This is a genomic window from Salinivibrio kushneri (genome assembly GCF_027286325.1).
GTDB classification, from domain to species: domain Bacteria; phylum Pseudomonadota; class Gammaproteobacteria; order Enterobacterales; family Vibrionaceae; genus Salinivibrio; species Salinivibrio kushneri_A.
The window spans coordinates 1,417,970-1,444,710 of sequence record NZ_CP114588.1 but is presented as its reverse complement, the minus strand read 5'-3'; the positions used below and the strand labels follow the sequence as shown (position 1 = coordinate 1,444,710).

Sequence of the window (26,741 nt, the reverse complement as noted above, 5' to 3'; positions counted from 1 at the left end):
TGGCCTAATGTGCGTTTCAGTCATTTTAAGTGCCAGTGGAATTAATTGACTTCCACGTACACGATCTCAGGAGAAGTTACCTCAACGCGGCGGTTCTGTGCACGTCCTTCCGGCGTGTTGTTACTGGCTATTGGGTCGGCTTCACCTTTGCCTTCTACGGTGAGGCGGCTCGCATCGATACCGGCATCCAAGAACACGTCTGCCACCGCTTGCGCGCGCTCAACAGACAGCTTCTGGTTGTAGGCTGCAGGCCCTTTGCTATCCGTATGACCCACAATCGTCGCGGTGGCTTCTTCGTGGCGAAGTAAGCGATCCACTAAAGGTTGCAATGAAGCTGCTGCTTGATCAGAAAGCGTGGCTTTATCAAAGCCAAACATTTCGGTTTCACCGGCCTCTGAGAGTACGATCGATTGTGGTTCAACCGCGGGTTGCGGCTCAGGTTCTGGCTCTTCCATGACGGGCTCTTCAACCATTGGCTCTGGCATTGGCTCGTTGTTGGTGCGCCCGAAATGATACGTCATGCCGACAGTCACTAAGTTATTGTCAATGCTTGAAAAGTAGCCATCATCCATATCGTTGATGTGCTGGTACTCAAGGCGAACGTTCAGTTTTTCCGTTGCTTGATGATCAACACCTAAGGCGCCCATCAGTGACACATCGTCACGATCGCCGGCGTTGCTATTAAAGTCCCACATCGCTCCGCCGAGCTTACCGTAAAGTGCCGTGTCATCCTTGACGTGATAAGACAGCTTAGGCGCAAGTGTGAAAGCGGTAAGATCGCCCGAGGCGCCAACTGTAGTGCCTGATTGATCAAACGCGGTATCAAAACGGCCTAAATAATCATAGGTACCCTCGAGCGCAAACCAATCATTGAAATCATAACCGGTGATAATACCTGCACCGAGCTCGGAGTCGCCGCAGTCGGTGTCAGTTACACAGCTATCTTCTAAAAACGAAGGGCCAATGCGGCCACCCATATATAGGCCACTGTCTTGCTGTGCATAGGCGGTAGGTGCCACCGCCATTAATAACCCTAGGCTTGTCACTATTTTTTTCATGCCACTGTCTCCTCAGTAAGGATATGAAGAATTATTTACGCATTTTCTGCTTGTTATAGGCTCACATTAGCTCATAGCAACTGGACTGCCAGCGGACAGCGCCAACCAGCCATTGATAACGTGACACTGATCCTAGGCTAGACGCCAGCGCAGTGTAACTCAACCGGGGAAAAGGGATTTAACCTTGATTTGACGATGTTTAACACAGGTGTCTTATTGATGGGAAAGTGCTGACACAGGCCGGACATAATTCGGCCTGTGACTCAATAAGATTATGACTTGCGGGTACCAGTCAGGCGCTTTTGTGGGCCTTGACCACTCACCGGGCGACTCACTGAGATTTCACGGCCCTTTTTCATTCCACGCTCGTAATCATCTGTCATGGCTGCCATCGCTTCTTTTAGTTGTTGCTTAAAGGTCTCGCGGTCAATGTTGGCAAACTCTTTATCAATATAGCTTTTGATTTTGTCGTCGCTATCACGCGCGTCAAGCTGAGGAAGTTTATCGAGCGCGCCCTCAAGCCAGCCTGTGGTAAATGACTGTACGCGCCGCGTCACCTCTTGCGTACTGGTGCCTGTGCCTGCAAAGCTATTGCGAAACTGGCCGATATGTTCATTCATATCACGATAGACCACATCGAAGGCAAAGGCAGCAAAGATGGCACGGTCTGCGTCCCCAATAAACTCGGCTTGTTTTAGCCCCTTGTGATTGACGAGCACACACTCCACCCCAAACCGGCTATTGATACCGCGAATGATTTTTAAGATCGATTGACCAATTGAAGCGGGTAATAGCTTTTCTGAGCGCGTTTTGCCCATGCTGATGAAGTCAATGTCGTCCTGATCCAGACCATGCTTACGCATCAGCCGCTCGGCCATTTTGATCGCCTGCGCTGCCTCATTCACATTGGCGGAATTGCTGAGCTCTAGACACTTAGCAATTTTTTTGAGCGCTTTGCTTTTCGGATCTGACATGCATACTTCCCGGAAACGAACAAACGCGTATTGTATCGCGTCCGAAAGAGACAACAAAGGGTTGAAAGAATTAGCGGTTGCGATCGGTCTTGTTGAAAGAATCAGTAATAAGGCACGAATACGAATGAAAAGAGCGAGTCGTATCATAGGCGCGTCAGTGGTGGTCGTGATTGCGGTGATCAATGCCGAGGTAGGTCGTCGTGTGATCAACCAATGGATTGACCCGGCCAGTTACATTGGCTTTTGGTTATTGTCTGCCGCAATGATTGCATTGGGAGGGCAACGGCTTTTCCCGCAAAAGTACGCCGGCAGTCGTTTGCAAGAGGGAGTGGCATTAGCCCCGGGCCAAATAGCGCCTCTGAGCGAATGGCGGCTTGCAGGCTTGCTTTTCCTTGCGGTTACCAGCGCGGTATTCGCCTGTCGGTTACTTGATATCGCCACTTTAGGCTTGGTCGTGGTGGCGAGTGTGCAAGGTGTATTGGGGGTGGTATCTCGTTCACCGCATCAACACTGGTTATGGATGGGTTTAATGTTGATTTTCGCGGGACTGGGATATTTACTCGCGCCGGGCATGTATGCGCCAAGTCCGTTAGGCATGGTGCTAGGGCTGATTAGTGGTGGTGCATGGGCGAGTTTTTGGCTGCAAGCCAACAAACGTGCTTATCAAGCTAACGCCATCCTGGCGACCAGTTTACGGATGAGTTTATTGTTGGTGCTGCCCCTAATCATCTTTACCTTACCCAATGGTTTTCTTTCGCTGTGCGGTGTTGGTTTTGCTGTCCTTGCTGGTGCGTTGTTTGTGTTCGCTACTGAGGTATTTTGGCGCGTGATGGCATCAACCCAGAAACTATTAGCACAACAGCTCATTTGGGTGGCCGTCTTGCTCGCTTTAATGGGTCTGGTGGCCTGGGATCAAAGTAGCATGATGAATATGCGCCTCACGAGTGCGGCTGTGGTCGTGGTGATTGGATTGATTGTCATCGGCGGTGCAGGGCGGGCTGAACATCCCGACTAATTCATTAGGGCTGTTTATCTATACAGTGGTTAGTGGGGTTTGTTACACTGACAAAATGACTCACACAATGCAACCCTGATAACGCCTGTGTCCTCACTCTCTTCGTCCTACATGCAGCAAGGCTTCGTGATCACGCGTCAACAACGCGACCGAGGCCAAACCACGTCGATTGTACTGTGGCTATCGACGCCAGATGGCCCGGTAAAGCTGTGTATTGACGATCAGCAAAGCGTGTTTTTTGTCCCTCAAGAAGAAAAAGCGCGTGTAGATGCCCTATTACCCACGGTTGATGCGCATGCCTACTGCAAAGCGGTGTCATTATCCACCTTTCAACACACACCTGTGGCCGCTTGCTATTTCAGTAGTGTGAAACGTGCGCAAGAGGGGCAACGTGTGATTAGTGGCGCGGCTATTCCGTTGTATGAAGGCGATATTCGCCTCGCTGACCGTTACTTAATGGAGCGGTACATTTGTGGCAGCTTGTTGTTCACCGGTCAAGCTCGTCAACGCCAAGGTTACCTAGAGGTGATCCAAGGCAAAGCCAAACAGGCAGATTACACCCCGATATTGCACCATGTTTCTTTGGATATTGAATGCTCACAAAAAGGGCAGCTTTATTCGGTGGGGCTAGACAGTGAAAAAGATAGTCGAGTGATCATGGTGGGGAACCCGCAAGACAACGCGCCTGACTGGATAGAGTGGGTCAACGACGAGGAAGCGTTACTAGGTGCGTTAGAAAGGTGGTTTGCCTATTACGATCCCGATGTGGTGGTGGGTTGGAATGTGATTGATTTTGACTTTCGCTTACTGGTGAAGCGTGCACAAATCTATCAACGCGACCTTCGACTTGGCCGTGGCGGTGAACGCGCATTTTGGCGTGACGGTGGCAGTAATAAACCGGGCTTTATTAGTTTGTCTGGGCGGGTGGTGATTGATGGTATTGAAGCCTTAAAAACAGCAACCTATGGCTTTCGTTCATGGGCGCTAGAGGCGGTTGCACAAACGTTATTGGGGGAGGGAAAAGCGATTGATAACCCCCATGATCGCATGGCCTCCATCAATCGCATGTTTCATCACGACAAAGTCGCACTGGCCACCTATAACCTCCAAGATTGTCGATTGGTCAATAGAATCTTTGCGCATACCCACTTACTGGATTTTCTTATTGAGCGATCACGCTTAACCGGGGTAGAGCTTGACCGTGTCGGGGGCTCGGTAGCAGCCTTCACCAACTTGTTTTTACCACGCCTTCATCGCTCAGGCTATGTGGCGCCGAATTTAGCCAGTGAAGGGTGGATTGCAAGCCCTGGTGGTTATGTGATGGACTCCAAGCCTGGACTATATCACTCGGTGCTGGTGTTAGATTTTAAATCGCTGTACCCCTCTATCATTCGTACCTTTCTCATTGATCCGCTGGGGCTTATTGAGGGGTTAAAAGCACAAGAAACCGGCGAAGAGGCAAAGACGGTACCTGGCTTTCGTGGCGGTGTCTTTCACCGAGAAAAACACTACCTTCCAGCATTGATTGATGATTTGTGGCAAGCGCGTGACCGGGCGAAAAAAGCGGGCGAAAAAGCGTTTTCACAAGCGATAAAAATCATCATGAATTCCTTTTATGGCGTACTGGGCTCGCAAGGCTGTCGGTTTTTTGATCATCGTTTGGCATCGTCGATTACCATGCGTGGCCATGAAATCATGAAAACCACTCGCGAGTTGATTGAGGGGCAGGGCTTTGAGGTCATTTATGGCGATACCGACTCGACGTTTGTCTCTTTGGGGGGCGAAAAGTCGAGCGAGCAAGCTGATCATATCGGGCAGCAGTTAGTGGGTGAAATCAATCGCTGGTGGCAAAGTCATTTAAGCGATACATACGGTTTAGACTCGGCATTAGAAATTGAATACGAAACCCATTACCAACGCTTTCTCATGCCCACCATTCGGGGCCAAGAAACAGGCAGCAAAAAGCGCTACGCCGGCCGCGTAATAGACAGACAGTCAGGCGAGTCAACGCTGGTGTTTAAAGGGTTAGAAACCGTCCGTACTGACTGGACCCTGTTGGCACAAACTTTCCAAAAACAGTTATACCAACGTGTGTTTGATGGTGACGAAGTAGACGGGTTTATTCGCGACATCGTAGAGCGTACCAACCAAGGTGAGCATGACGATGCATTGGTCTATCGTAAACGGCTTCGTCGGCCATTGGCGGAGTATCAAAAAAATGTGCCACCGCACGTGCGCGCGGCGCGGATGGCGGAAAGTGAAAACCGTAAGCTAGGGCGCCCCGAGCAATACCAGCGGGGTGGCTGGATAGAATACGTGATCACGGTAAATGGCCCGGAACCCTGCGATTATTTGCGTAGCCCAATTGATTATCAGCACTATGTTGATAAACAACTGAAACCGATTGCCGATGGTATTTTGCCTTTTATCGGCAAGGAGTTTGATACGTTGGCGCTGCCGCAATTAGGGTTATTTTAATCCAAATTTGCAATTTGGTTGCCCACCCGCTTGAATGAAAGAATCAGCAGGGAGGTCGACGTGGAACAGCTCGATTTTTTCGAGGTGCCGAACCCGTGTAGAGGCATCTGTCAGGTCAACAACAAAGGCTACTGTAAAGGCTGCTTTCGCAGCCGCGACGAGCGTGTTCATTGGTATGCGTTAACCAATGAGCAAAAACGCAATGTCGTCCGTCTTTGTCATCAACGCTATCTACGTATCTTGCGTGCGAAAAGAAAACAAGTGCAAGACGCTGCTTTGGATGCTGAGCCCCTGCCTTACCAACCTTCCTTGTTTGATGACCTCAATGACGATTCGTCGTCTTAATGATGACGGCGTTACCTACTGACAGCATTGCGCTTCTCTCTTTCTCTGGCGTGTTTTCATGTCCTTTCTAAACTATAAGGAGGAGGGAAAGTGATGAGCGGTAAAGTGTGTGTGTTTAAAGCGCGGAATGGATGGCAATGTGATCAGCAAGCGGGTGAATCTGGTCTTTGTTATTGGCATGACCCTAATGTTGATAAGCGCCACCACGATGTAAAAGCGGACGTGGAAGCGTGGGCCGCGTCGGGCCGGCCACTCGATGGCTTTCAGCTGGCGCGTACCAACTTGACCGATATTCATTTGGTCAACCGTGGTAACAAGCAAGGTTACTCGTGCCAAGGTGCGGACTTCTACCGTGCCAATCTGACCGAAGCTCACTGTTTTGGCTTGGACTTACGCAATGCATCCTTGATGAAAGCCAATTTACTGCGCGCCAATCTTAATTGTACTCGTCTCGATGGTAGCAACTTATTGGGGGCGGACATGGCACGTACTGGGCTCGAAAATGTTGATTGGGGCGAGCAATTTAAGCAAGAGCGGTTGGCTTTTTTGGAAAAGGATCCGTCTCGGCGTCACTCTCTGTTCCAGGAGTCGGAAGAGGTATGCCGCAACATCCGCAAACAATGTGAAAAACAAGGGTTGTTTGATGTGGCCGGCTATTTTTTCAAAAAGGAAATGCGGTTTCGCCGTTATCAGATGCCGAAGCTCGGCTTTCAGCGCGCACTATCGAAAACGGTCGATTTGTTTTGTGGTTACGGCGAGGATCCGTTGCGGGTAGTGATTTTTTCCGTATTAGTGATTGCATCTTGTGCGCTGGCGTATTTTGCCCTGGGTACCACCCAAGCCAACCCGATCTATCCGGATCTGACTGGCGCAGAAGCCCGCTTTTATGAGTTGCTGAATGCGCTGTATTTCAGTGTGGTGACCTTTACCACCCTAGGATATGGCGATATTACACCGTCTGGTTTTGCCCGCTTTATCGCTGCCCTTGAGGCATTTCTGGGTAGCTTTACCATGGCACTTTTTGTGGTGGTATTCGTGAAAAAGATGACGAGGTAGCAATAGCGTGGTCGACGGTGATAAACAGATACGAAAAAGGCGCCGTTAAGGCGCCTTCTCTCATCTCATCATGATCGCAGAGCGATTAGATGCGGATGAAGTCCATGTGCTCAACTTTTGGCTTGAACGCGTGGCGCTGGATGTCTTGTGGCTTAACTTTTACTTCTTGGCCATCGATAACCAGGATGATGCCTTCGTAGAACTCAGGCTTGTCCATTTGGTTAACAACCACTGGGTGGTCAAGTGCGATTGATACAGGCTCTTGGTTGCCACCGTAAACGATCGCAGGGAATTTCTTCTGATGACGTAGGCGGCGGCTCGCACCTTTACCCTTTTCTGTACGTACTTCAGCTTCGAACTTAAACATAATTAATAACTCTCTTTAGAGTGAAAACACAGTACTGAGCGTAGCGACCTAACTCAGTACCCAAAAACGAGCGCGGATATTAGCACTGCTTGGCCACTAAAACAAGCCTTATCGGCGCGGCTATCACCGCTCAAGCCGCTCACACAGTGCCTTTTGCTCGTGGAAGCGTCTTTTATTGACCCTGAGTGCTTCAACTCGCGTCGTGCTCTGCGAAAGCTTGCCCCCGGCTTTGCGCTAACATGGCGGTTAGTCTGTCTTGGCTAACAAAGCTTTCCACATCAAAGATTTTCTGGCGCAGATGCCAGAACCGGCCTTGTTTACGCGCAATCACGAAGTCAGGCGGACGAAATCGATGCTGTGACGCGGTCACTTTTGTGGGGGCGGTGGCGTCGAATGGGCGGTGGCGATCGACCAGGTGTGGCCGGACAAATCGCGCCAGAAAGTCTTGTTTTTGTTTTTTGCTGGCCAGCGGCCACACCTCGTGTAAATCATTGCCCTCGTGGGTGTGGTAAGTCACTTTAAGTTGTGGTTTTTGATAGCGGTTTTTTCCGGCGGTAAGGGTCATGTCGTTACACGCCACCACCAGCGCATCTTTCAATTTGAGTGCTTCTCGGAGTTTCTTATCGGGATCAATCAAAGGGGCATCGCATTGGTGACAGCGACGCGCGGCAATGTCGTTGTCGGCGCCACACTCATCGCAAAACTTGGCGCGAAAGCGGTAACCACAGATCTCGCGTTCGCCATCCTCATCTTCTAAATAGCCTTGGCATTGGCGACCATAGTGTTCAATCAAAAAGCCATTGTCGTCCAGCTTGCCCCAAAAGCTGTTATTAAACCCGCATGCGGGGCAGGGGATCGTCACCAGCTCACTGTCACTATCAGGTTTGGGCATGCCTATTTCTGGTTGGTACAAGTCGTAGACATTGCCGGCGTAGTCGAGAATCAAACAATCTTGCTTTCCTGGCGCGAGGCGAAGACCACGCCCGGCAATTTGTTGATAGAGGCTCACTGATTCAGTGGGGCGTAAAATCGCTATCAAGTCCACATGAGGCGCATCAAAGCCGGTGGTCAGTACCGATACGTTTACTAAGTATTTTAGTGCTTTTTGTTTGAACGCAGTGATCAGGCGATCGCGCTCTGTGCTTGGCGTATCACCGACGATCAGGGCGGATGCGTGCTCTGGCAAATAAGACAGGATTTCTCGTGCATGGTTAACCGTGGCGGCAAAGATCATCACCCCTTGCCGTGCCTGTGCATAGTCAACAATTTGTTCAACAATTTGCGGGGTTGCCCGAGGGGCGTTGGCCACCACTTTTTCTAGATCGGCTTCACGGTAATAGCCGTTTGCAGTGCGAGAAACCTGAGAAAAGTCATAGCTCAGTAACGGTGCATCCAAGACATGGGCAGGGGTCAGGAAGCCTTCGTCGAGCAAGTGACTAATCGGCAGCTCGAACACACAATCGCGAAAAAAGCGTGTCTCTGTGGTGCGTACCTTGCCACTGGTGTGGTATTGATAAATCCACCCTTGCCCAAGCCGGTAAGGAGTCGCGGTGAGCCCCAACACTTTGAGCCCGGGGTTGACCGTTTGCAGATGCGCAATCACGCGACGATAACTGCTGTCTTGGTTGTCAGGCACACGATGGCACTCATCGATTACCAGTAAGGAGAACTGGTCAGCAAAGGCATCCAGGTTTCGCACCACAGATTGAACAGAGGCGAAGACCACTTTGTCGTCAGACTCTTTACGGCCCAACCCCGCGGAAAAGATCCCCCCGTTTAATCCATAGCCTTCATATTTGGCATGGTTTTGCTCGACGAGCTCTTTAACGTGGGCAAGCACCAGTACTCGGCCTTTGGCGATACGCGCAAGCTCTGCGATCACCAAGCTTTTTCCCGCACCGGTAGGTAACACGGCGACAGCAGGAGACGCATGGCGGCGAAAATAATGCAGCACGGCCTTAACCGCGTCAGATTGATAGGGACGTAGGGTATACATAATGAAAAAACGGCCTAAGTGAGGCCGTTTAGTTTACTGACTTGTGACGTCAGGTACAGAACTAAAGTCGTTTAGTCATAATGCAGTGCTGGCGGCGAGGCTGGTAATCGAACTGCTCATAGAAAAGCCGAGCGCCTTTGTTGCCAATATTGACCTCGAGGATGACGGCCACACACTCTTTTTCTTTGGCTCGCGCTTCAACGTGTGGGATCACTTGTGACCCCACGCCTTGCCGTCGCCAGCTTTGTTGGATAAAGAATTGATCTATCACACCGACGCTACCACCGTTTTCCACGCTGAAGCTATAGGCGACGACTAAAAAGCCAATCGTTTCGATTTCTCCTTCATGCTCAACATCAATCAGAAAAACATCACCACGCTCAGGTTGTGAGAGTAAGGTGTTGAAGGTGGCCGCGACGGGAGTACGATCAAAAGGCAGTGCTTCGTGGTCGTGCTGTTCGTGTGACAGCGTCAATAAGGTTTCAAAGGCATCGGCGTCGGGGCGGCGAAGAGAGACAATCATGGTGTTTCCTTCTTTATCACTGATTGGTCAAGACGACCGTATCATACTCGCCAAACTGACATGCTCAATCACCAACCATGTTTTGATTGGCAGGTTGTGACAGACTCGGCGTCTCAGCAAAAAGCATTGGGTTTTGCTTGCATTGCCATGTGTACATTACGTCGACAATGACATTCAGTTTATCTCATCACGGTATGTTTTTCCGTCAGATCTAATAAAACTTGATCTGTGTCTGAGCCGCAATGTGACGTATAATCCGCGTCAAACAAAGGTGTAATAAGCGGTAATATGCGAATAGATAAATTTTTATGTGAAACCCTAGGGGTGACTCGCAAGCAGGCTGGACGCGTCCTTAAAAGTGAATGTGTAACCATCAATGGTGACGTGGTCAAATCAGGGGCGATCAAAGTGAGCGAAGGCGCGGAAGTCGCGTTTGAAGGGCGTGTTCTGACCTTATCAGGCCCGCGCTATTTTATGATGCACAAGCCTGCTGGCGTGGTGTGTTCGCATGAGGATGCGTTTAATCCGACGGTGTTTGTATTACTGGATGAAGTCAATGCGGAAAAGCTACACATTGCGGGTCGCTTGGATGCAGACACAACCGGGTTGCTGTTATTCACCGATGATGGTCAGTGGTCACACCGTATTACCTCACCCAAGCACCAGTGCACCAAAACCTATCGTGTGTGGTTAGTTGATCCGATTAGTCCTGAGACTGCCCCTGCGTTTAAAGAAGGGGTTATGCTGCATGGCGAGAAGCAGCCGACGCTGCCAGCGACGCTTGAGCAAATTGATGACTATGAGGCGTTATTGACTATTCAAGAAGGCAAGTATCATCAAGTAAAACGCATGTTTGCTGCCATGGGCAATAAGGTCGATGCGTTGCATCGAGAGTCAATAGGTGACTTGGTATTAGACGAAGACTTAGAGCCTGGTGAATATCGTCCATTAACAGACGAAGAGATCGCATTACTGGGCTAACACAGGTGACTGACTAGCCTCGTCATTGCAGGTTCTCGATGAGCAATGGTAAGCACAGCATGGGCTGTGCTTTTTTTGTTGTTAATCCAAGCCCCTGTGTTACGACAAGGTGACCAAAAGAAAGACATTCTTTCCCACGGCGACACAATAAATTGTTACACTTTGACCAATCTCACGTTATTTCCCTTTTTCCTGTCTTTTACGTTAAGGAGAGTTATGTCGCAATCATCGGCTGTCACGTCGTCCCCGACGCAATTAAGCTGGCTTTTAATCTTGGTGCTTGGCGCGATTGCGGCGCTGACGCCGTTGGCGATCGATATGTACCTGCCTGCCATGCCAGCGATTGCTGCCGACTTAAATGCACCAAGCAGTGCGGTGAAGTCCACCTTGGTCGCGTACACGGCCGGGTTTGCCATTGGACAGCTCTTTCATGGCCCGATCTCTGACAGTTATGGCCGCAAACCGGTGATGCTGGCAGGGGTTGCACTGTTTTTCGTTTGTGCGGTAGTCAGTGCGATGGCCCAAGATATAGATGTACTGACATTTGTGCGTGCAACGCAAGGGTTTGCGGGAGCCGCTGCCGCGGTCATTATTCAAGCCTTGGTGCGTGATATGTTTGAGCGCGAAGAGTTTGCGCGCACCATGTCGTTTATCACCTTGGTCATGACGATTGCACCACTGGCCGCCCCAATGATTGGCGGCTACTTGCTCACTTGGTTTGATTGGCGGGCGATCTTCTGGGTGTTAGCCGGATGGGCGTGTTTTGTCACCGTGTGTATTCTTGTACGGATCCCTGAAACCTTACCTCGCGCGAACCGGCCACCAATGCGGATTGGCGCGTCACTGCGCAATTATGCCCGGATGCTGAAAACACCGTTTGCCGTGGGAATGATTTTTTGCTCAGGGTTTTCATTTGCGGGGATGTTCTCTTTTTTGACCGCGGGGTCTTTTGTCTACATTGACTACTATGGCGTCAGCGCCAAGATGTTTGGTTACTTGTTTGCGTTAAACATTGTCTGCCTGATTGTGATGACCTTTATTAATGGCCGTTTGGTGCGAAAAATGGGCTCGCACTGGATGCTGCGCTTGGGGCTTGGTTTACAGCTTGCGGCAGGGATAGCGATTGCGCTGTTCCAATGGTTAGATGTTGGCCTTTGGGGGACAGTCATTCCGGTCATGATGTACGTTGGCGTGATTTCTACCATTGGCAGTAATAGCATGGCGTGTTTGTTAGCTTGCTATCCGCAAATGGCGGGAACGGCCTCTTCATTGGCGGGGACGATGCGGTTTGGTATCGGCTCGCTGGTTGGTGCGGGCGTGGCGGTTGCCTCTGATGGCACCCCGTGGGGCATGGTTGGCGCGATAGCCCTTTGTGCGATACTCTCTGCCGCTTTCTATTGGCTATTAGCAAGCAAAGAACCATGAGTTATGTCACTGAAATTCAAACTGTGATGGCCGCCGCCTTTGACGATCTCGCGGCTGCGATCGCCGCTAAAAAAGTGGCCGATGCACCCCATGCACGTGAGGCGTTTCTTGGTCGTTGGGTGGCGCAAGCGGTGAAGCAACAACGTTTTCATCACAGTGTAAAAGCTGACTTACAACGTTGGACACAACGTGCCCGCAGTGCCGGCACGCAGGCGGGTCTTGGCGCTGAATTTGCTCAAATCCAAACAGTGTATGCCGAGTGGTTTCCGGTTGGCGAACCTGCCAAGCCTGTCCACAACTCGCAATTACACCAGTGGATTGATTGTGCGGTTGAAGCGGGTTGGTGCGTGCATACACAAGATAAGATTGACCGAAAAGTGAAAATCATATCAGGTGGGCAGCATTCAATGGCCGTGTGTCCCGACGCGATGCAAACGGCTTTTGATGATGAGCAGCAATTGGTCTCACCACTGAGTGTTTATGTGCGAGGGCCTGAGCAGGTGGTAATAGGCTGGGCGCATCAGGCGTGGATAGCACCGACGAGAGTGACTGCCTACAAATCGATCGTCAAATACCATGCTGAGTACCGTATTTGGCCGAACAATCAAGCCGATGGCTTAATGGTGATGCCGCGCTAACTAACCGGCATTCACTGTCCATAAACCGCCTTCGGGCGGTTTTTTCTGCTTTAAAAGCCACGTAAACTACATCGGTTCCCTCTAAGCTGGAGTCTCTTGTGAGCGTACTTTCCCGTCCTTTCTTTGATCCTGTGTTTTTAAAGCGCTTGCTGTTAATTGCAGTGCCGATTGCACTGCAAACCATGATGTTTTCGAGCCGTAGTTTGGTCGATATCTTGATGGTGGGACAGTTGAGTGAAGCGGATGTCGCCGCCATTGGTATTGCCGGTAAAGCGATGTTTGTTTCCTCTTTGCTGATCCTTGGTGCCATGACGGGCGGTTCCATGTTGGTGGCGCAATATTGGGGCGCGGGGGATCGGCAAGGTTTTCGTGAAAAAACGGCCCTAACTGTCACATTGACCAACGCCACCGCCGCGTTAAGTGCTTTTGTCTTCTGGGCGTATGCGGATGTCATCGTGGGGTTTGCCAGTGACAATCCTACCGTTATTTCATTGGGGCAAGATTACTTACAAATAGCTGGCTTATCATTGTTTTGTTTAGCCAGTGTCTCAGGTCTGGCTGCAGGGCTTCGCGCCATGCACAAGCCTGGCATCAGCACCTTTTTTAGTGGGATCGGGATCAGTGTTAACGTGGTGCTCAACTGGGTATTTATCTTTGGTAATCTGGGCGCGCCTGAACTGGGTTCGAAAGGGGCAGCGGTGGCCACTGTCCTTAGTGGTATCGTCGAAGTCACCGCTTTGTACGCTTATCTATATCGTCGACAACATCTGGTTGCCTTCTCGTTGTCTGATTGGAAGGCCTCGCTAACGCTTGTAGCAGTAAAGCGGTTTTTGTCGCTTTCATTACCGACGGCGTTTAACTTTTTAATGTGGTCGTCTGGCTTGTTTGTTTACCACGCAATTATCGGTCACGTTAACGAAGCGGGGCTGGCGGCGATAGCGGTTATCACTCCGGTCGAGTCACTCTCACTATCGTTTCTCATCGGTACGGCCAATGCAGCCGCGGTGTTGGTCGGCAATAACCTGGGAGCACAACAAACGGACACCGCTTACCATCAAGCTTGGCAGGTGGCGATATTTAATTTTATTGCAGGCGTGGCGATTGCCTGCTTGATGCTGATGATTCAGCCCTGGGTGTTAAGTTTCTTCCCTGCATTGACGGGGGAGACGGCACAGATCACGGCTTACTTTTACTGGGCGATGTGTGCGTTGATTATCGTGAAAACGATCCCCATGGCAATGATTGTTGGGGTACTGCGTGCTGGTGGTGATGTGCGCTACTGCCTAGGGCAAGATTTTGTTGCACAGTGGCTGATCGGTATTCCTGTGGTATTGACCGCCGCAGTGGTGTTTGAATGGCCTGTTTATTGGGTCTATGCACTTCTGGGGGTGGAAGAAGTGGTCAAATGGATAGGGTCCCTGATTCGGGTGAAGTCAGGCGTTTGGCTAAATAATCTTGTTAATGACGGCTAAGAATAAACGAAAAATAAATTGGGAAGCTGCCCACCGGTTTTAACGCTTTTCTCAGCCCCTTAATTGGGGTACATTGCCAAATTAATCAAACAGTGTGACCTAGTTCTCGTTTATTGCTGTTTTTAAGACACTATAAGGGTGTGCATTGGCATGTTAGCAATTAAAGGGCTGTGTAAAGGTTATCAGGATGGGAGCGACTTCCACCCTGTGCTGCAAGGCGCCGCAATGTCACTGTCGTCGACCAGCCAATTGGCGTTGATGGGCGAAAGTGGGTCGGGTAAAAGTACCTTGTTAAATTTGATTGCGGGACTGGATAAACCCGACAGTGGCGAGATCTGGTTTGACGATACCCCTCTTCACCGATTGAGCGAGGCAGCACGCACGCAGTTTCGACGCCAAAACATCGGTCTGATCTTTCAGCAATTTAACCTGCTTCCCACTCTCTCTATTGCGGATAACATTCGTTTTTGTCGCCAATTAAAAGGCTTAAAAGAAGACGGTTGTCTGTGGCGACAAATTGTCTCTCAGCTTGACTTGATGCCATTGCTCAATCGTTACCCAGAAGAAGTGTCTGGTGGTCAGCAGCAGCGCGCCGCTATCGCTCGCGCGTTATATATGTCGCCCAAACTGCTACTTGCCGATGAGCCAACGGGAAGTTTGGACGAGCGCAATGCGGACGCGGTGATGCGCCTGCTTATCACGCTAACCAGTCAGCAGGAAGCCGGACTGTTACTGGTGACACACAGTGATACCGTGGCCAGTTATTTGCAAGGTAGTGTGGGGTTACAAGGAGGCGTGCTCAGTGTTCGGGCCCGTCGCTAGTGCTTTATGGGGGCATTATCGCCGCCATCCGTTTCAAGTCTTTCTCGTCTGGCTTGGGTTAACCCTGGGTGTCTCGTTGCTGGTTGGCGTGTTATCGATAAACCAGCATGCGCAGCAAAGCTATCGCCAAGGAGCACAGCTTTTTAGTAATCCGTACCCCTTTAGCATTCATCATACCGAGCGAACACAGCGCGTGCCGCATGCTTTTTACATTGGCTTGCGCCGTCAAGGCTTAACGCAATGTGTGCCGATTGATCGCCTCGATGTTGTGACACCGTCACTTAGCGATATTCACCTGATGGGAGTGGATGCGATCGCGATGCTGCCATTTATCGCGAATCAGGGTACAGATGACGCCCCCTCACTATCCCCCATGGATGCCATCTCAGTGCCTTATCCTGTCTATGTAGGAGAAGCCATGGCTGAGCACAAAGGCTGGGAAGAGGGGCAAATGATTGAGTTGTTGGATTATCCGCCGATCGGCCCTTTGCGTATTATCGATAATGATGCACTGAGTATGGGCACCTACTTGGTAGCGGATATGGCGCTACTGCGTAAGCTTTCGCCTCGTACTGGGTTCAGCGAGGTGTTATGCGGGGATTTGTCTCAAGCGGAACGACAAACGATTCGTGACGATTTACCCTCAGCCTTGACGCTGACCAAAACCCAATCAACCCAACTAGGCCCGCTCACCCGTGCTTTTCACTTAAATTTGCTCGCAATGGGGTTATTGGCCTTTGTGGTGGGGCTGTTTATTTTTTATCAGGCCATTTCCCTTTCCATGACCCAGCGCCAGCCCTTGGTCGGTACCCTTCGGCAGCTCGGCGTTGATGGACGCCAGCTTTCTGGTGTTATGGCGACAGAGTTATTGCTTTGGGTGCTACTTGGCGTGGTCAGTGGCAATGTGTTGGGCATGTTGCTTGCCAACCAATTACTCCCCGCGGTTGCTACGACCTTGTCTGATTTGTATGGCGCAGATATCAATTTAGTCATGCATTGGCAGTGGCAATGGGGACTCTCCAGTTTACTCCTTGCTATTTTGGGGGCAGCGATGGCATCCGCTTGGCCTCTGGTGCGCTTAGTCAGCACCTCGCCAGGGCGCCTATCGCAACGAATGACCTTGATGCGTGGCACACATCGAGAGTATGCCGTGCAGGCGATTTTAGCGGTGCTGCTTGGCGTGGCGGCTTGGGGTGTATCGTATTGGGAGACCAGTCAGTGGCAAGGCTTTACCTTGATTGCCTTTACCATGTTAAGTGCTGCTTTAGCGCTGCCTTATTTGTGTGGCTGGTTGTTTCATGCCAGCGCAGCAGCCTATGCGGGCGCGCGATGGCGATGGTTTTTCACCGATGCCGCGGCAAGCTTAAGTTACCGTGGTGTGGCGGCGATGGCGTTTATGCTCGCGATCTCGGCGCATATTGGCATGGAAACCATGGTAGGTAGTTTTCGCACCAGCACTGAAACTTGGCTGCAGCAGCGCTTGGCTGCGGATGTTTATGTTCGGCCGAACCATGCCGCTCTCGATGAGATGGAAACATGGTTGGTCAACAATAAAGACGTGGCGCAATTTTGGACCAGTTACCGGCGTGAGCTGACGGCAAACCAAGGGCGGCTTGAAGTGCTGTCTGTAGGAAACCGTCCGTCTGAGAAACAAACGTTGGCGATGAAGGCGGCTCAACCTGATTATTGGGCACAAGTGCACCAAGAACGTGCCGTATTACTCAGCGAGGCGTTAGCGGCTAAATTTGGTGTGGGCGTGGGGGAGAGCATCAACCTTCCCGCGCCGATGGGCGAGCGCTGGCAGGTCGCGGGAATTTATTACGATTATGGCAACCCCTACGGCCAGCTTGTGGTGTCTACACGCAGTGATGCGGGACAATGGTTAAAGCAAGGCCGATCATCACTGGCGGTGGTCCTGAATCAGGACACGCAAACTGAGCAATTCGTTGATCGCATCAATCACCGTTTTTCGCTGACCACCGGGCAGGTGCAAAACCAGGCGGATATCATGCGTTATGCCATGCGTATCTTTGATCGCACGTTTACTGTGACCGAAAGCTTGTGTGCACTGATGTTGGTTGTCGCGATATGTGGGTTGTTCTTTTCGACCTTGGCGACCGAGCTATCGCGCCAACGGCAATATAGCTTGCTACGTTACCTTGGCCTGTCAGGGCGCGAGCTCATTGCGCTCGGGGGAGGACAGTTGGTGCTGCTTGGCCTCACCAGTGCGCTGATTGCTATCCCGTTGGGGCTTGTGCTGGCGGGCATGTTGATCCATGTTGTGCTGAAAGCATCGTTTGGGTGGACCATGACCATGAGCTTCTTCCCGATCAGCTATGCCACCACCATCGGGCTGTCCATGTTGGCGCTTATGGTCGCAGGGGCTTGGCCTGTTTATCGCATGCTAAAACGCACCGCGGCGGCGTCGTTGCGTGATGCGCAGTAAAAAAGAGGCAGTGAAGTGATTCAGCGATGGAAGCGGAAAATGATACGTGCATTGTTAGGAGGCGGAGTGATCATCGCGCTCGGCGCGCTGGTATGGTGGGGTCAGCAGCCCGCATCGTCTCCTGAACCCAGTGGAAATTTTGCCGTTTTTGATTCGCAAAGTGGCTTTGCCCCAGTGACCCCAGGCCACACGCCTACCTATCCCCAAGACATGGCGACACACTCAGACTTTGCCACTGAATGGTGGTATTTGACCGCGACGTTAACCGACGCTAATGGACACGCGTATGGCGTGCAATGGACATTGTTTCGCCGCGCATTAGCACCGGATCGTGAAGAAGGATGGGCGAGCCGGCAGCTGTATATGGCGCACGTCGCTATCACGAGTGATGATAAACAATGGGAGTCGGAGCGCTTTTCCCGTGGCGGGATTGGTCAAGCAGGAGTGACGCTGTCACCTTTTCAGGCTTGGCTAGACGACTGGCAATGGCAGGGCGGTAAACAACCTTTTCCTGCCAATGTGCGTGCAATGTGGCCTACGCAAGGTAAGCAAGTAGGCTTTAAGTTGGAGGTGCGCGAAAATGGACAACAGGTCAAGCACGGTGAAGAAGGATATAGTATCCGTCATGCCACTAAGCCGTCGGCCTCGTATTATTTCTCTTTGCCACAGTTAACCGTCAAGGGGGCGCTGACCATTGCGGGTGAAACCATTCCCGTGACAGGAAAAGGCTGGTTTGATAAGGAGTGGTCGAGCGGTGCGATGGCTGCCAATCAAACGGGATGGGATTGGTTTGGGCTTAACTTAGATGATGGCCGTGCGTTAATGGTTACCCAAATACGCGGCACGGAGCCGTTTATGTTTGGATCGTTACTGTATCCTGATGGCCGAGTCGTGACGCTGAGCCAGGGTGATATTCGTATGCTGCCGGTCAGTCATGCCAAGATGGCGGAGGGCGCCAACCTGCCTGTCAGTTGGCAGATTAGGGTGCCGAGTGAGGGCATCAGCTTGACCACACAGCCCCTTAACCCTCAAAGCTGGATGGACTTGAGTTTTCCCTATTGGGAAGGGCCTGTGGAAGTGCATGGCAGTGCCACAGGCCGAGGCTTTATGGAAGCGACCGGCTATTAACCCAGTCCGACCCAGGCTTGTGTTTGATGGGGGCGCCATATGGGTTGGCGTTCAACCGTGATAACCCCAGGATGGTTGTCTCCTTGCGCGGCCGACACCGCGAGACTGAGCGCCGCGTCGCTAATGGCTTCAAATTGTTGAGGGAGAGACTGCACGCCAAAAGGAAGAAAATCGAGGATGCGGCTATCACCAAAGGTGGCAAAATACAGTGCAGTGGGGGCGATACCCGTTTGCCTGATGGCATCCAGCACCCCTTCACACAGCGTGAAGGACGTGGTGAGCAAAGCATCGGGTAAGTCACCGGCTTCAATCCACTCAGTCATGAGCCTTTGTCCCTCAGCACGGCTGAAAGCTTGGCCGTAACGCACTTGTCCATCTACGCCTCGTGCCGCTAACGCACCACGAAAGCCGTTCTCCCTGTCTTGTGAGATGGCCAGCGATGGGACGGCCCCAATCAGTCCTGCTTGATAGACATCCGTTGGGGCAATTAACCTCTCGGTGAGCTGGTAAGCGCCTTTTTCATCATCACTCAGCACATTCGCGAATTGGTTGGCATCCAGCCCACGGTCAATGGCAACGATGGGAGTGCCTTGCTGTTGTAATTTGGGGTAGAAGGTATTATCTGCAGGTAAACAAGAGGCCACGATTAACGCATCAATTTTCCTGGAGACGAGGGTCTCAGCCACTATTTTTTCTCGTTCTGGGTCGTCATCAGAGCCCGTGATAATAACCTGATAGCCCTGATCGTGGGCTTTTCGCTCAAAGAGTTTTGCCAGCGTGGCGTAACTGGTGTTCGCCAAGTCAGGAACGACTAAACCTAGCGTTTGTGTCGTACCCGCGCGCAAGGCTGTGGCGGCGCGGTTCGGCTGATAATTGTGTTGTTCGACCACCGCCATCACGCGTGCTCGCGTTTTTTCACTGATCCGATAACGGTCGGCTTTGCCATTAATCACATAACTTGCCGTTGTGCGTGATACACCGGCAAGACGGGCAATTTCATCAAGCTTCATAAAGCGATCCTTAAGTAGGCCGATCGTTACTGATGGCTTTGTGAATGCGATCAAAGTTTACGCACTTCAGATCCAAAATATATTTGCATTATAAGCTAAAACGATTCAGCCTTAAAGCTGAAAGGTTTCAGCTTGTGTCAATTATTGGCGGCTGATCTCAAGATGCTGGAAAGACGATGCGGCTTATCTCTTCCGGCGCTTATAAGTGGAAGAGATTTTGACCGAACGCCAGGAGCGATTTCACTCGCTTTACCTAAGAGCTGAATCGTTTCAGTTTTTAGGTAAAGCGAATGTAGCAAGTCAAACGAAAACACTGCCAATGAGCGGTGACTTGCGACCAACCAATATGTCCGCCATGTCTTAGTGATACTGATGTGGCCGACGACAACATCAACCCGTGCCGCGGCACTGAAAAAAGAGGAACGACCTCATGTTGGCACTTAACGTACACGATATTCATATGCAGCAACACGCGGCGTCTAAGCACGAGGCTATCAAAGCCATGGCCGCAGCACTCACCCAAAAAGGGCTAGTAGAAGCGGGCTATCAAGACGGTATGCTAGCGCGTGAAGCCCAAACCAGTACCTATCTGGGCAACGGTATTGCCATCCCGCATGGCACAACGGATACCCGCGATCAAGTTAAACAAACAGGGGTACAAGTGTTTCATTTTCCCCAGGGTGTTGACTGGGGAGAGGGAAACCTCGCTTACGTAGCCATTGGTATCGCCGCCAAATCAGATGAACACTTGAGTATCTTACGTCAGTTGACGCGTGTGCTGTCACAAGACGGCATCGAACAACAACTAAAAACGGCGTCGGCGGCAGAGCAGCTGGTTGCGTTGCTCAATGGACAAACGGTGGATTCTCAGGCCTTCACATTTAGCAGCGACATGGTGTTAACCGGTTTTCCAGCGTCAGATATTACTACCTTGCAAGCCGTGGGCGCGGGATTGCTCAAAAATCATCATTGTTTAGATAGCGATGGCGTAAGCCAAGCTGTTGCTGGCCAGCCGGTGCACCTTGGTGAAGGGCATTGGTTGCTCGGTGTGAGAGACGGTGTGCTACAGAGCGGGTTGTCGTTGGTTATGCCTGCGACGTCATTGTCTCATCAATCCCAGTCGGTCAGTGCGCTTTGGTGTGTCGCAGCCAACAACCGTGCGCACCTTCCTGTGCTCAATACCTTGATGCAATGGAAACTTGATAAACAACTGGAGGCGTGTGGGCGTTACTCGCCACAAGCGCTGGTTGATGCTTTATCTGCTGAACCCGCGCCCGCACAACCTCATACAGCGGCGCCGTCTGAAGCGCCCACCACAGAGGGGCCAACAGGGCTGTATACGGTGACGAATGCCCATGGTTTGCACGCTCGTCCTGGGGCGATGTTGGTTAATACGGCGAAAAAATTCAGTGCTGATATACAGGTTGCCAATGCTTCCACCCAGTCGGCGCCGGTTAACGCAAAAAGCTTGATGAAAGTGATCGCACTTGGGGTGAAACATGGACACCAGTTGCAGTTTTCCGCCCAAGGAAGCGACGCCGAACAAGCGATTGAGGCACTGGGTGATGCCATTAAAGATGGGTTGGGAGAGAACGCATGAGTGCCATTCTTACCGTAACCTTCAATCCCGCACTCGACATGACAGGCTCAGTCAGTGCGTTGCAGCCTGGTGACGTCAATTTGGTGCAAAACTATACACTGCACCCGGCGGGAAAAGGCGTCAATGTCGCACGTGTGTTAACGGATTTGGGTGCGACGGTCGCAGCGTCAGGCTTTCTTGGCACAGATAACCAAGACCCATTTGCCCACCTTTTTACCGAGCACGGCATTGCCGATCACTTCTTGCGTGTGCCGGGGGTTAGCCGCACCAACGTCAAGTTGGTTGAAAAAGCGGGACGTGTCACTGATTTGAATTTTCCTGGTATGGCGGTTGAACAGGCCGATATTGAGGCATTGACGGCGCGCTTGCTTAGTCTGGCTGAGCACCATGAGTGGATCGTGCTTGCGGGCAGTTTACCTCCCGGTGTCTCGACCGAGCAGTTGACCACTTGGGTCACCACCTTGCGCGATGCAGGGAAAAAAGTGGTTGTCGATACCAGTCAGCATGCCTTACGCGCAGCCGTTGAGGCAACCCCTTGGTTGGTTAAGCCCAATGAAGCTGAACTGGCTCAATGCCTCAACGCGCCCATTAGTAATGAGCAAGCGGTGTTGCTGGCACGCGGTGAGCAATTGTTTAACCAGGGGATCGCGAATGTGGTTATTTCTCGCGGCGTCGATGGGGTGCTTTGGCGTGATAAGGAAGGCTGGCTTAAGGCTGTGGCGCCCGCGCAATCTGTGGTGAGTACCGTTGGTGCGGGAGATTCTCTAGTGGCAGGGCTGGTATCAGGATGCCAGGCAGGCCTAAGCAAAGAGGCGGCGCTGTGTCGCGCGGTCGCTATCTCTGCGCTTGCTGTTACCCAAGTGGGGGTCGGTGTGCGCAATGATGAAGACGTGAACCAATTAATCGAAAAAATCAGCGTGTCGCCTGTTGAGCTGTCAGTGCACGCGTAATAAAACCAATCCATGAGTGGGGTAAAAGGTATGAACCTGGTGATTGTGACGGCGTGCCCAAGTGGCGTCGCCAATACCGTAATCGCGGCTGGGCTGTTAGAAAAGGCCGTGATGTTAAAAGGATGGACGGCACAGATAGAGTGTCAGTCTAGTGTACAACCAACACAGGCGGTATCGACATCGGATATTGAAAACGCTGACCGTGTTCTCTTGGTCGGTGAGCCAACAGAGTCGGATCGCTTTAACGGCAAGCCTGTCTATCAAGCAAGTTTGAATGAGGTGATGGCCGATACCCAAGCGGTATTGGATGCAGTGGCGAATCATGCACAGCCTTATCACGCGCAGACGCAAAGCGAGAGCAGCACTGTCAGCATTGTGGGTATTACCGCGTGTCCTACCGGAGTTGCTCACACCTTTATGGCGGCGGAAGCGGTTGAAGAAGCGGCTAAAGCGAAAGGTTATCAGGTCAAAATAGAAACACGTGGTTCGGTAGGTGCGAAAAATGCATTAACAGATGAGGAAATTGAAGCGGCGGATCTCGTCTTTATCGCGGCAGATATTGAAGTCGACCTGAGCCGGTTTGCGGGTAAACGCTTATACAAAACCAGTACGGGCACAGCGCTGAAAAAAGCGTCACAGACGATCGATGATGCGCTTGCTAACGCAGAGGTCTATCAAACCACGCAAGCGAGTTCATCGAACGCCAGTGCTAGCCAAGGTGAGCGTTCAGGTGTCTATAAGCACTTGATGACAGGCGTATCACATATGCTCCCTCTGGTCGTCGCCGGCGGGTTGGCTATCGCGCTCTCGTTTGTCTTTGGTATCGAGGCATTCAAAGAAGAAGGGACGCTTGCAGCGGCATTAATGCAAATTGGTGGCGGCAGTGCGTTCGCGCTGATGGTACCGGTATTGGCCGGGTTTATTGCTTTCTCAATTGCAGATCGCCCTGGTCTAGCGCCCGGCTTGATTGGTGGTATGCTTGCCGCGTCTACTGGTGCTGGGTTTTTAGGGGGAATACTGGCGGGTTTTATCGCTGGCTACAGTGCAAAGTTTGTGGCGGACAAAGTCAGTTTGCCGGCCTCAATGGAAGCCCTTAAACCTATTCTGGTGATCCCTTTGTTGGCCAGCTTGTTTACCGGTTTGGTGATGATCTATGTCGTGGGTGGGCCTGTCTCTGTTGCCATGGAAAGCTTAACCAGCTTCTTGCAGGGTATGAACTCGACCAATGCGGTGATCCTTGGCGTGGTCTTGGGCGCGATGATGTGCTTTGACCTTGGCGGCCCGGTCAACAAAGCGGCGTACACCTTTGGCGTCGGCCTGATTGAGAGTGGTACCTATATGCCGATGGCCGCGATCATGGCGGCAGGTATGGTGCCGGCGCTAGGGATGGGACTATCGACGTTCTTAGCCAAGCGTAAATTTAATGATGCAGAGCAAGAGGCGGGTAAAGCATCGTTTGTGCTAGGGCTGTGTTTTATCTCGGAAGGGGCGATTCCCTTTGCGGCTAAGGATCCAATGCGAGTGATCCCATCGTGCATTGCAGGTGGCGCGCTGACGGGCGCAATCTCTATGTTGATTGGCGCAAAATTGATGGCACCACACGGTGGTCTCTTTGTGCTGCTAATCCCGAATGCAATCAGCCCAGTGTTGATGTATTTAGCCGCCATTGCCGCAGGTACACTGGTAACTGGCCTGGTTTATGCGGTGCTTAAGCCAGTTAGCCAACCGTCACCTTTAACGGCTGCTGAGCAATCGTGACCTTATATTTGAGGGGAAACACGTATTAAAAAAGGCCCATCAGGGCCTTTTTTAATGGCGTTAATACAGGTTAAGAAAGCGATGCTGGCTCAGGAACCATCGGATAGCGCACACCCATCATTTGCTCCATGCAGTGAACCACCTGACAGCTATAACCGAATTCGTTGTCGTACCAAATATAAAGCACACAACGGTTCCCCTCGGCGATGGTCGCTTGACTGTCCACGACGCCGGCAAAGCGCGATCCCACCAAATCACTCGATACCAATTCCGTCGACTGGGTAAAGTCTATTTGCCCAGAAAGTGGTGAGTACAGGGCGACGTCTTGCAAGTAGGCGTTTATTTCATCTTTATGGGTTGGATTATCCAAGTTTAAATTGGCAATCGCCATAGAGACATTTGGCGTGGGTACACGCACTGAGTTACCGGTTAATTTACCTTTAAGCTCAGGCAGCGCTTTGGCAACAGCACTCGCGGCTCCGGTGGACGTGAGAACCATATTCAAAGACGCAGATCGGCCACGACGATCGCCCTTGTGGTAATTATCAATGAGGTTTTGATCATTGGTAAACGAGTGAACTGTCTCAATGTGTCCGCCATCAATTCCAAATTTATCGTGCATGGCTTTGAGAACGGGTGTGATGGCATTGGTGGTACAGCTAGCGGCAGAGATAATTCGATCATCGTCGTTAATCACGTCATGATTGACACCGAATACGACATTCTTAAGATCGCCTTTGCCCGGCGCGGTGAGAAGGACTTTCTTGGCGCCTTTGCTGTCAAGGTGTTGACTCAGACCTTCTTCATCCCGCCACATGCCTGTGTTATCGACCACCAGTGCATCATGAATGCCGAATTGGGTGTAATCGACTTCCGTTGGGTTATTGGCATAAATCACTTGGATAAAATTACCATTGGCAATCAATGCATTGCGCGATTCATCAACGGTAATGCTGCCATTGAATGGACCGTGGACAGAGTCACGGCGCAGTAGGCTGGCGCGCTTTTCCAGATCGCCTTCTTTTCCACCACGCACCACGATAGCGCGTAACCGTAAGGGGTAGCCAGGACCGCTTTTTTCAATCAGTAAGCGCGCGAGTAGGCGACCGATACGGCCAAAGCCATAAAGTACCACGTCTTTAGGATCAACGCCGTTCCCCGTTCCTAGCAAATGACCAAGCTGGTTATGAAGAAAATCAGGGATGCCATTCTCACTGTCATGCTGTTGCCAGTAAGTCCATGCGAGCTGACCGATATCGATTTTACTCGGAGCAAGATCCAACTCAGCCATCACTTCGATTAATGGCAAAGTCTGGCTAGGCGATAAGGTTCCCCCAGTGTAGCGACGCGCAACGCGGTGTGCCTTAATGATATCAATGGTGCTCGCATTGATCAGTTGACGACCGAACAGTTGGATTTCGACGCCTTTTTGGCGATAAAGCTGGCTAAGCAGCGGATACATGGTTTCAGAGTGAGTTTGACTGGTTTGCCAATCGAGTAGATAGCTTTCTGGACTCATGAATCGACCTTTTTCACGAATGATAGTGGGTGGGCAGGGTGCCCAGTAGGGTATTTGGCTGATCGTCGCCAGCCTTTTGATTTTGCCGCGCAGTCTAAATGATGCGGAATTATTCACCTACTAAAAAAAAGTGGGCAGAGATAAAGACTTATGACGGTGAGAGGTGGGGGAACGACGGCCAAAATATCTATCAAATGTGATCAAAGTTGTAACCCATGTGAAACAAATCACATTTGGCACCTATAACTGTGAAGTGCTGCGCCCGTCGAATTACCTTAATAATTGCTAAGAAAAAAGTAAGCAAAGAGGAAAAAAACACAAGTTACATGGGGCTTTGCAGCGAAGCTTTACAAATCGATAGCAACTTGTGTTTATGTCTTAGCGACAGTAAAAGGAGAGAGGTGTTAAATCCCTAGCTCGTCAAGTAAGTCGTTACTGCCGCTGTCTTTTTTATCGTTTTTGTCGTTAGACTTTTCTTCCAATTGGCGAACCGTTTCGGCTTCTAGAATGGAATCAGGATCAACCTCTTCCCCTTCTTCAAAGTCCTGAAGCTGAATAAATTCGGTACGCTCCATGGCAAGCTCAAGATAGAAGATATTGTTGTGCTCTGTGGTAAAGCTCACGCGGCGCGCCTGCGGCTTATCGATGTTGCTATCCACTGACACGGTAATATTTTTGTTAACCGCCATCATCTTCGGTTGGTTTTGGGTGATCGAGGTTTGGATTGAACGCTTAATCTTACCGGTGAAATCGCCAATAATCTGGTTCATGAGCTCACCGAGCACATCGCCCACTTCATCTGCGGTGTGCAAACTGGCCAACTCTTCTTCGGGGATCCCCATATGTTGCATGTAATTGCTGTAAATCTCTAACGCTGCGGCGGAGGAGAAGTTGATCACAACAAGGCCAGAGAAGCCACCATCAAATAGCACAAAACAGCCGAGGTCAGGCTTAAGGCTGGTTTTGGCAATCTTTTGTACCATAGCAGCATGGTGCACGGGAGAGTCAGTCGCTTTAGTTAATACTGCCGTGGCGGACTGACACAGTTTGAGCAGAATATCCTCGGAGGTGACTACTTTGGTTTTTCTCATTATTCACTACCGTTATGGTTGATAAAACTTACTGTCAGTGTGGCACTGGATTGCGCGATTTGTACACTGATTTTCTGGATATCCGGATA

The 26,741-nt window shown here is 51.1% G+C and carries 22 protein-coding genes; 14 read left to right on the top strand and 8 right to left on the bottom strand.

Annotated elements, in window-relative coordinates; all coding sequences use genetic code 11:
* Positions 1 to 41: 41 nt before the first annotated feature.
* Together N8M53_RS06805 and N8M53_RS06800 are read right to left on the bottom strand one after the other, a co-directional pair.
* Complete coding sequence (locus tag N8M53_RS06805) at positions 42 to 1,058, bottom strand: OmpA family protein (RefSeq protein WP_269578223.1); 1,017 nt, start codon at positions 1,056 to 1,058, stop codon at positions 42 to 44.
* Between the two features lie 272 nt (positions 1,059 to 1,330).
* Positions 1,331 to 2,032, bottom strand: coding sequence for a DUF2786 domain-containing protein (locus tag N8M53_RS06800; RefSeq protein ID WP_046073177.1), 702 nt, complete (start codon positions 2,030 to 2,032; stop codon positions 1,331 to 1,333).
* 124 nt (positions 2,033 to 2,156) lie between these two features.
* On the opposite strand from N8M53_RS06800, the gene N8M53_RS06795 reads away from it, so the two are divergent.
* The 4 genes from N8M53_RS06795 to N8M53_RS06780 all read left to right on the top strand — a co-directional run bounded on the left by N8M53_RS06795 (position 2,157) and on the right by N8M53_RS06780 (position 6,926).
* Positions 2,157 to 3,047, top strand: a complete 891-nt coding sequence (locus N8M53_RS06795; protein ID WP_269578222.1) for a hypothetical protein — start codon at positions 2,157 to 2,159, stop codon at positions 3,045 to 3,047.
* A 111-nt stretch (positions 3,048 to 3,158) separates the two neighbouring features.
* Positions 3,159 to 5,525: a DNA polymerase II gene (locus N8M53_RS06790; protein WP_269579994.1), complete on the top strand. Its 2,367-nt coding sequence runs from the start codon at positions 3,159 to 3,161 to the stop codon at positions 5,523 to 5,525.
* 60 nt (positions 5,526 to 5,585) lie between these two features.
* Positions 5,586 to 5,870: a DUF1289 domain-containing protein gene (locus N8M53_RS06785; RefSeq protein ID WP_269578221.1), complete on the top strand. Its 285-nt coding sequence runs from the start codon at positions 5,586 to 5,588 to the stop codon at positions 5,868 to 5,870.
* Positions 5,871 to 5,963: 93 nt separating this feature from the next.
* On the top strand, positions 5,964 to 6,926 hold the full coding sequence (locus N8M53_RS06780; RefSeq protein ID WP_269578220.1) for an ion channel: 963 nt from the start codon (positions 5,964 to 5,966) through the stop codon (positions 6,924 to 6,926).
* Between the two features lie 85 nt (positions 6,927 to 7,011).
* Here the strand turns inward: N8M53_RS06780 and rplY are convergent, their stop codons facing one another.
* The 3 genes from rplY to N8M53_RS06765 form a co-directional block, all read right to left on the bottom strand.
* Positions 7,012 to 7,293 carry a 50S ribosomal protein L25 gene (rplY, locus tag N8M53_RS06775; RefSeq protein WP_046073181.1) on the bottom strand — a complete coding sequence of 94 codons (282 nt, stop codon included), beginning with the start codon at positions 7,291 to 7,293 and terminating at the stop codon, positions 7,012 to 7,014.
* A gap of 190 nt (positions 7,294 to 7,483) precedes the next feature.
* The gene (locus N8M53_RS06770) at positions 7,484 to 9,289 is read right to left on the bottom strand and encodes a DEAD/DEAH box helicase (RefSeq protein WP_269578219.1); all 1,806 of its coding nucleotides are present in this window, start codon (positions 9,287 to 9,289) and stop codon (positions 7,484 to 7,486) included.
* Between the two features lie 61 nt (positions 9,290 to 9,350).
* The gene (locus N8M53_RS06765) at positions 9,351 to 9,812 is read right to left on the bottom strand and encodes a GNAT family N-acetyltransferase (protein WP_269578218.1); all 462 of its coding nucleotides are present in this window, start codon (positions 9,810 to 9,812) and stop codon (positions 9,351 to 9,353) included.
* Positions 9,813 to 10,100: 288 nt separating this feature from the next.
* Between N8M53_RS06765 and rsuA the strand changes: the two genes are divergently transcribed.
* The 7 genes from rsuA to N8M53_RS06730 all read left to right on the top strand — a co-directional run bounded on the left by rsuA (position 10,101) and on the right by N8M53_RS06730 (position 18,724).
* Complete coding sequence (rsuA, locus tag N8M53_RS06760) at positions 10,101 to 10,793, top strand: 16S rRNA pseudouridine(516) synthase RsuA (protein WP_269578217.1); 693 nt, start codon at positions 10,101 to 10,103, stop codon at positions 10,791 to 10,793.
* A gap of 216 nt (positions 10,794 to 11,009) precedes the next feature.
* Positions 11,010 to 12,218 carry a Bcr/CflA family multidrug efflux MFS transporter gene (locus tag N8M53_RS06755; RefSeq protein ID WP_332301563.1) on the top strand — a complete coding sequence of 403 codons (1,209 nt, stop codon included), beginning with the start codon at positions 11,010 to 11,012 and terminating at the stop codon, positions 12,216 to 12,218.
* A complete protein-coding gene (locus N8M53_RS06750; protein WP_269578216.1) occupies positions 12,215 to 12,856 on the top strand; it encodes a DUF2913 family protein in 642 nt (213 codons plus the stop codon). The genes N8M53_RS06755 and N8M53_RS06750 overlap by 4 nt, the downstream gene beginning before the upstream one ends.
* Before the next feature lie 98 nt (positions 12,857 to 12,954).
* Positions 12,955 to 14,328: an MATE family efflux transporter gene (locus tag N8M53_RS06745; RefSeq protein ID WP_269578215.1), complete on the top strand. Its 1,374-nt coding sequence runs from the start codon at positions 12,955 to 12,957 to the stop codon at positions 14,326 to 14,328.
* Positions 14,329 to 14,478: 150 nt separating this feature from the next.
* Positions 14,479 to 15,150, top strand: coding sequence for an ABC transporter ATP-binding protein (locus tag N8M53_RS06740; RefSeq protein ID WP_077772325.1), 672 nt, complete (start codon positions 14,479 to 14,481; stop codon positions 15,148 to 15,150).
* Complete coding sequence (locus N8M53_RS06735) at positions 15,131 to 17,596, top strand: FtsX-like permease family protein (RefSeq protein WP_269578214.1); 2,466 nt, start codon at positions 15,131 to 15,133, stop codon at positions 17,594 to 17,596. The genes N8M53_RS06740 and N8M53_RS06735 overlap by 20 nt, the downstream gene beginning before the upstream one ends.
* Before the next feature lie 39 nt (positions 17,597 to 17,635).
* On the top strand, positions 17,636 to 18,724 hold the full coding sequence (locus N8M53_RS06730) for a lipocalin-like domain-containing protein (RefSeq protein WP_269578213.1): 1,089 nt from the start codon (positions 17,636 to 17,638) through the stop codon (positions 18,722 to 18,724).
* Here the strand turns inward: N8M53_RS06730 and cra are convergent.
* Positions 18,721 to 19,734, bottom strand: a complete 1,014-nt coding sequence (gene cra, locus N8M53_RS06725) for a catabolite repressor/activator (RefSeq protein WP_269578212.1) — start codon at positions 19,732 to 19,734, stop codon at positions 18,721 to 18,723. The genes N8M53_RS06730 and cra overlap by 4 nt on opposite strands.
* A gap of 430 nt (positions 19,735 to 20,164) precedes the next feature.
* On the opposite strand from cra, the gene fruB reads away from it, so the two are divergent.
* Genes fruB through fruA form a run of 3 tightly spaced genes read left to right on the top strand, consistent with a single transcriptional unit; the run spans position 20,165 to position 24,042 of the window.
* Positions 20,165 to 21,334 carry a fused PTS fructose transporter subunit IIA/HPr protein gene (fruB, locus tag N8M53_RS06720; RefSeq protein ID WP_269578211.1) on the top strand — a complete coding sequence of 390 codons (1,170 nt, stop codon included), beginning with the start codon at positions 20,165 to 20,167 and terminating at the stop codon, positions 21,332 to 21,334.
* Positions 21,331 to 22,284, top strand: a complete 954-nt coding sequence (gene pfkB, locus N8M53_RS06715) for a 1-phosphofructokinase (RefSeq protein ID WP_269578210.1) — start codon at positions 21,331 to 21,333, stop codon at positions 22,282 to 22,284. Before fruB ends, pfkB begins: the two co-directional genes overlap by 4 nt.
* A gap of 30 nt (positions 22,285 to 22,314) precedes the next feature.
* Positions 22,315 to 24,042 (top strand): PTS fructose transporter subunit IIBC, encoded by a 1,728-nt coding sequence (gene fruA, locus N8M53_RS06710; RefSeq protein ID WP_269578209.1) that lies wholly within the window; start codon positions 22,315 to 22,317, stop codon positions 24,040 to 24,042.
* A gap of 70 nt (positions 24,043 to 24,112) precedes the next feature.
* Here the strand turns inward: fruA and N8M53_RS06705 are convergent, their stop codons facing one another.
* Positions 24,113 to 25,561 carry a glyceraldehyde-3-phosphate dehydrogenase gene (locus tag N8M53_RS06705; RefSeq protein WP_269578208.1) on the bottom strand — a complete coding sequence of 483 codons (1,449 nt, stop codon included), beginning with the start codon at positions 25,559 to 25,561 and terminating at the stop codon, positions 24,113 to 24,115.
* 404 nt (positions 25,562 to 25,965) lie between these two features.
* Positions 25,966 to 26,652 (bottom strand): DUF3334 family protein, encoded by a 687-nt coding sequence (locus N8M53_RS06700; RefSeq protein ID WP_077772333.1) that lies wholly within the window; start codon positions 26,650 to 26,652, stop codon positions 25,966 to 25,968.
* Between the last annotated feature and the right edge of the window lie 89 nt (positions 26,653 to 26,741).

What these genes read in the sequence shown, in the direction of transcription:
- N8M53_RS06805 (WP_269578223.1), bottom strand. Translation starts at nt 1,058, where the DNA reads ATGAAAAAAATAGTGACAAGCCTAGGGTTATTAATGGCGGTGGCACCT.
- N8M53_RS06800 (WP_046073177.1), bottom strand. Translation starts at nt 2,032, where the DNA reads ATGTCAGATCCGAAAAGCAAAGCGCTCAAAAAAATTGCTAAGTGTCTA.
- N8M53_RS06795 (WP_269578222.1), top strand. Translation starts at nt 2,157, where the DNA reads ATGAAAAGAGCGAGTCGTATCATAGGCGCGTCAGTGGTGGTCGTGATT.
- N8M53_RS06790 (WP_269579994.1), top strand. Translation starts at nt 3,159, where the DNA reads ATGCAGCAAGGCTTCGTGATCACGCGTCAACAACGCGACCGAGGCCAA.
- N8M53_RS06780 (WP_269578220.1), top strand. Translation starts at nt 5,964, where the DNA reads ATGAGCGGTAAAGTGTGTGTGTTTAAAGCGCGGAATGGATGGCAATGT.
- rplY (WP_046073181.1), bottom strand. Translation starts at nt 7,293, where the DNA reads ATGTTTAAGTTCGAAGCTGAAGTACGTACAGAAAAGGGTAAAGGTGCG.
- N8M53_RS06770 (WP_269578219.1), bottom strand. Translation starts at nt 9,289, where the DNA reads ATGTATACCCTACGTCCCTATCAATCTGACGCGGTTAAGGCCGTGCTG.
- N8M53_RS06765 (WP_269578218.1), bottom strand. Translation starts at nt 9,812, where the DNA reads ATGATTGTCTCTCTTCGCCGCCCCGACGCCGATGCCTTTGAAACCTTA.
- rsuA (WP_269578217.1), top strand. Translation starts at nt 10,101, where the DNA reads ATGCGAATAGATAAATTTTTATGTGAAACCCTAGGGGTGACTCGCAAG.
- N8M53_RS06755 (WP_332301563.1), top strand. Translation starts at nt 11,010, where the DNA reads ATGTCGCAATCATCGGCTGTCACGTCGTCCCCGACGCAATTAAGCTGG.
- N8M53_RS06750 (WP_269578216.1), top strand. Translation starts at nt 12,215, where the DNA reads ATGAGTTATGTCACTGAAATTCAAACTGTGATGGCCGCCGCCTTTGAC.
- N8M53_RS06740 (WP_077772325.1), top strand. Translation starts at nt 14,479, where the DNA reads ATGTTAGCAATTAAAGGGCTGTGTAAAGGTTATCAGGATGGGAGCGAC.
- N8M53_RS06730 (WP_269578213.1), top strand. Translation starts at nt 17,636, where the DNA reads ATGATACGTGCATTGTTAGGAGGCGGAGTGATCATCGCGCTCGGCGCG.
- cra (WP_269578212.1), bottom strand. Translation starts at nt 19,734, where the DNA reads ATGAAGCTTGATGAAATTGCCCGTCTTGCCGGTGTATCACGCACAACG.
- fruB (WP_269578211.1), top strand. Translation starts at nt 20,165, where the DNA reads ATGTTGGCACTTAACGTACACGATATTCATATGCAGCAACACGCGGCG.
- pfkB (WP_269578210.1), top strand. Translation starts at nt 21,331, where the DNA reads ATGAGTGCCATTCTTACCGTAACCTTCAATCCCGCACTCGACATGACA.
- fruA (WP_269578209.1), top strand. Translation starts at nt 22,315, where the DNA reads ATGAACCTGGTGATTGTGACGGCGTGCCCAAGTGGCGTCGCCAATACC.
- N8M53_RS06705 (WP_269578208.1), bottom strand. Translation starts at nt 25,561, where the DNA reads ATGAGTCCAGAAAGCTATCTACTCGATTGGCAAACCAGTCAAACTCAC.
- N8M53_RS06700 (WP_077772333.1), bottom strand. Translation starts at nt 26,652, where the DNA reads ATGAGAAAAACCAAAGTAGTCACCTCCGAGGATATTCTGCTCAAACTG.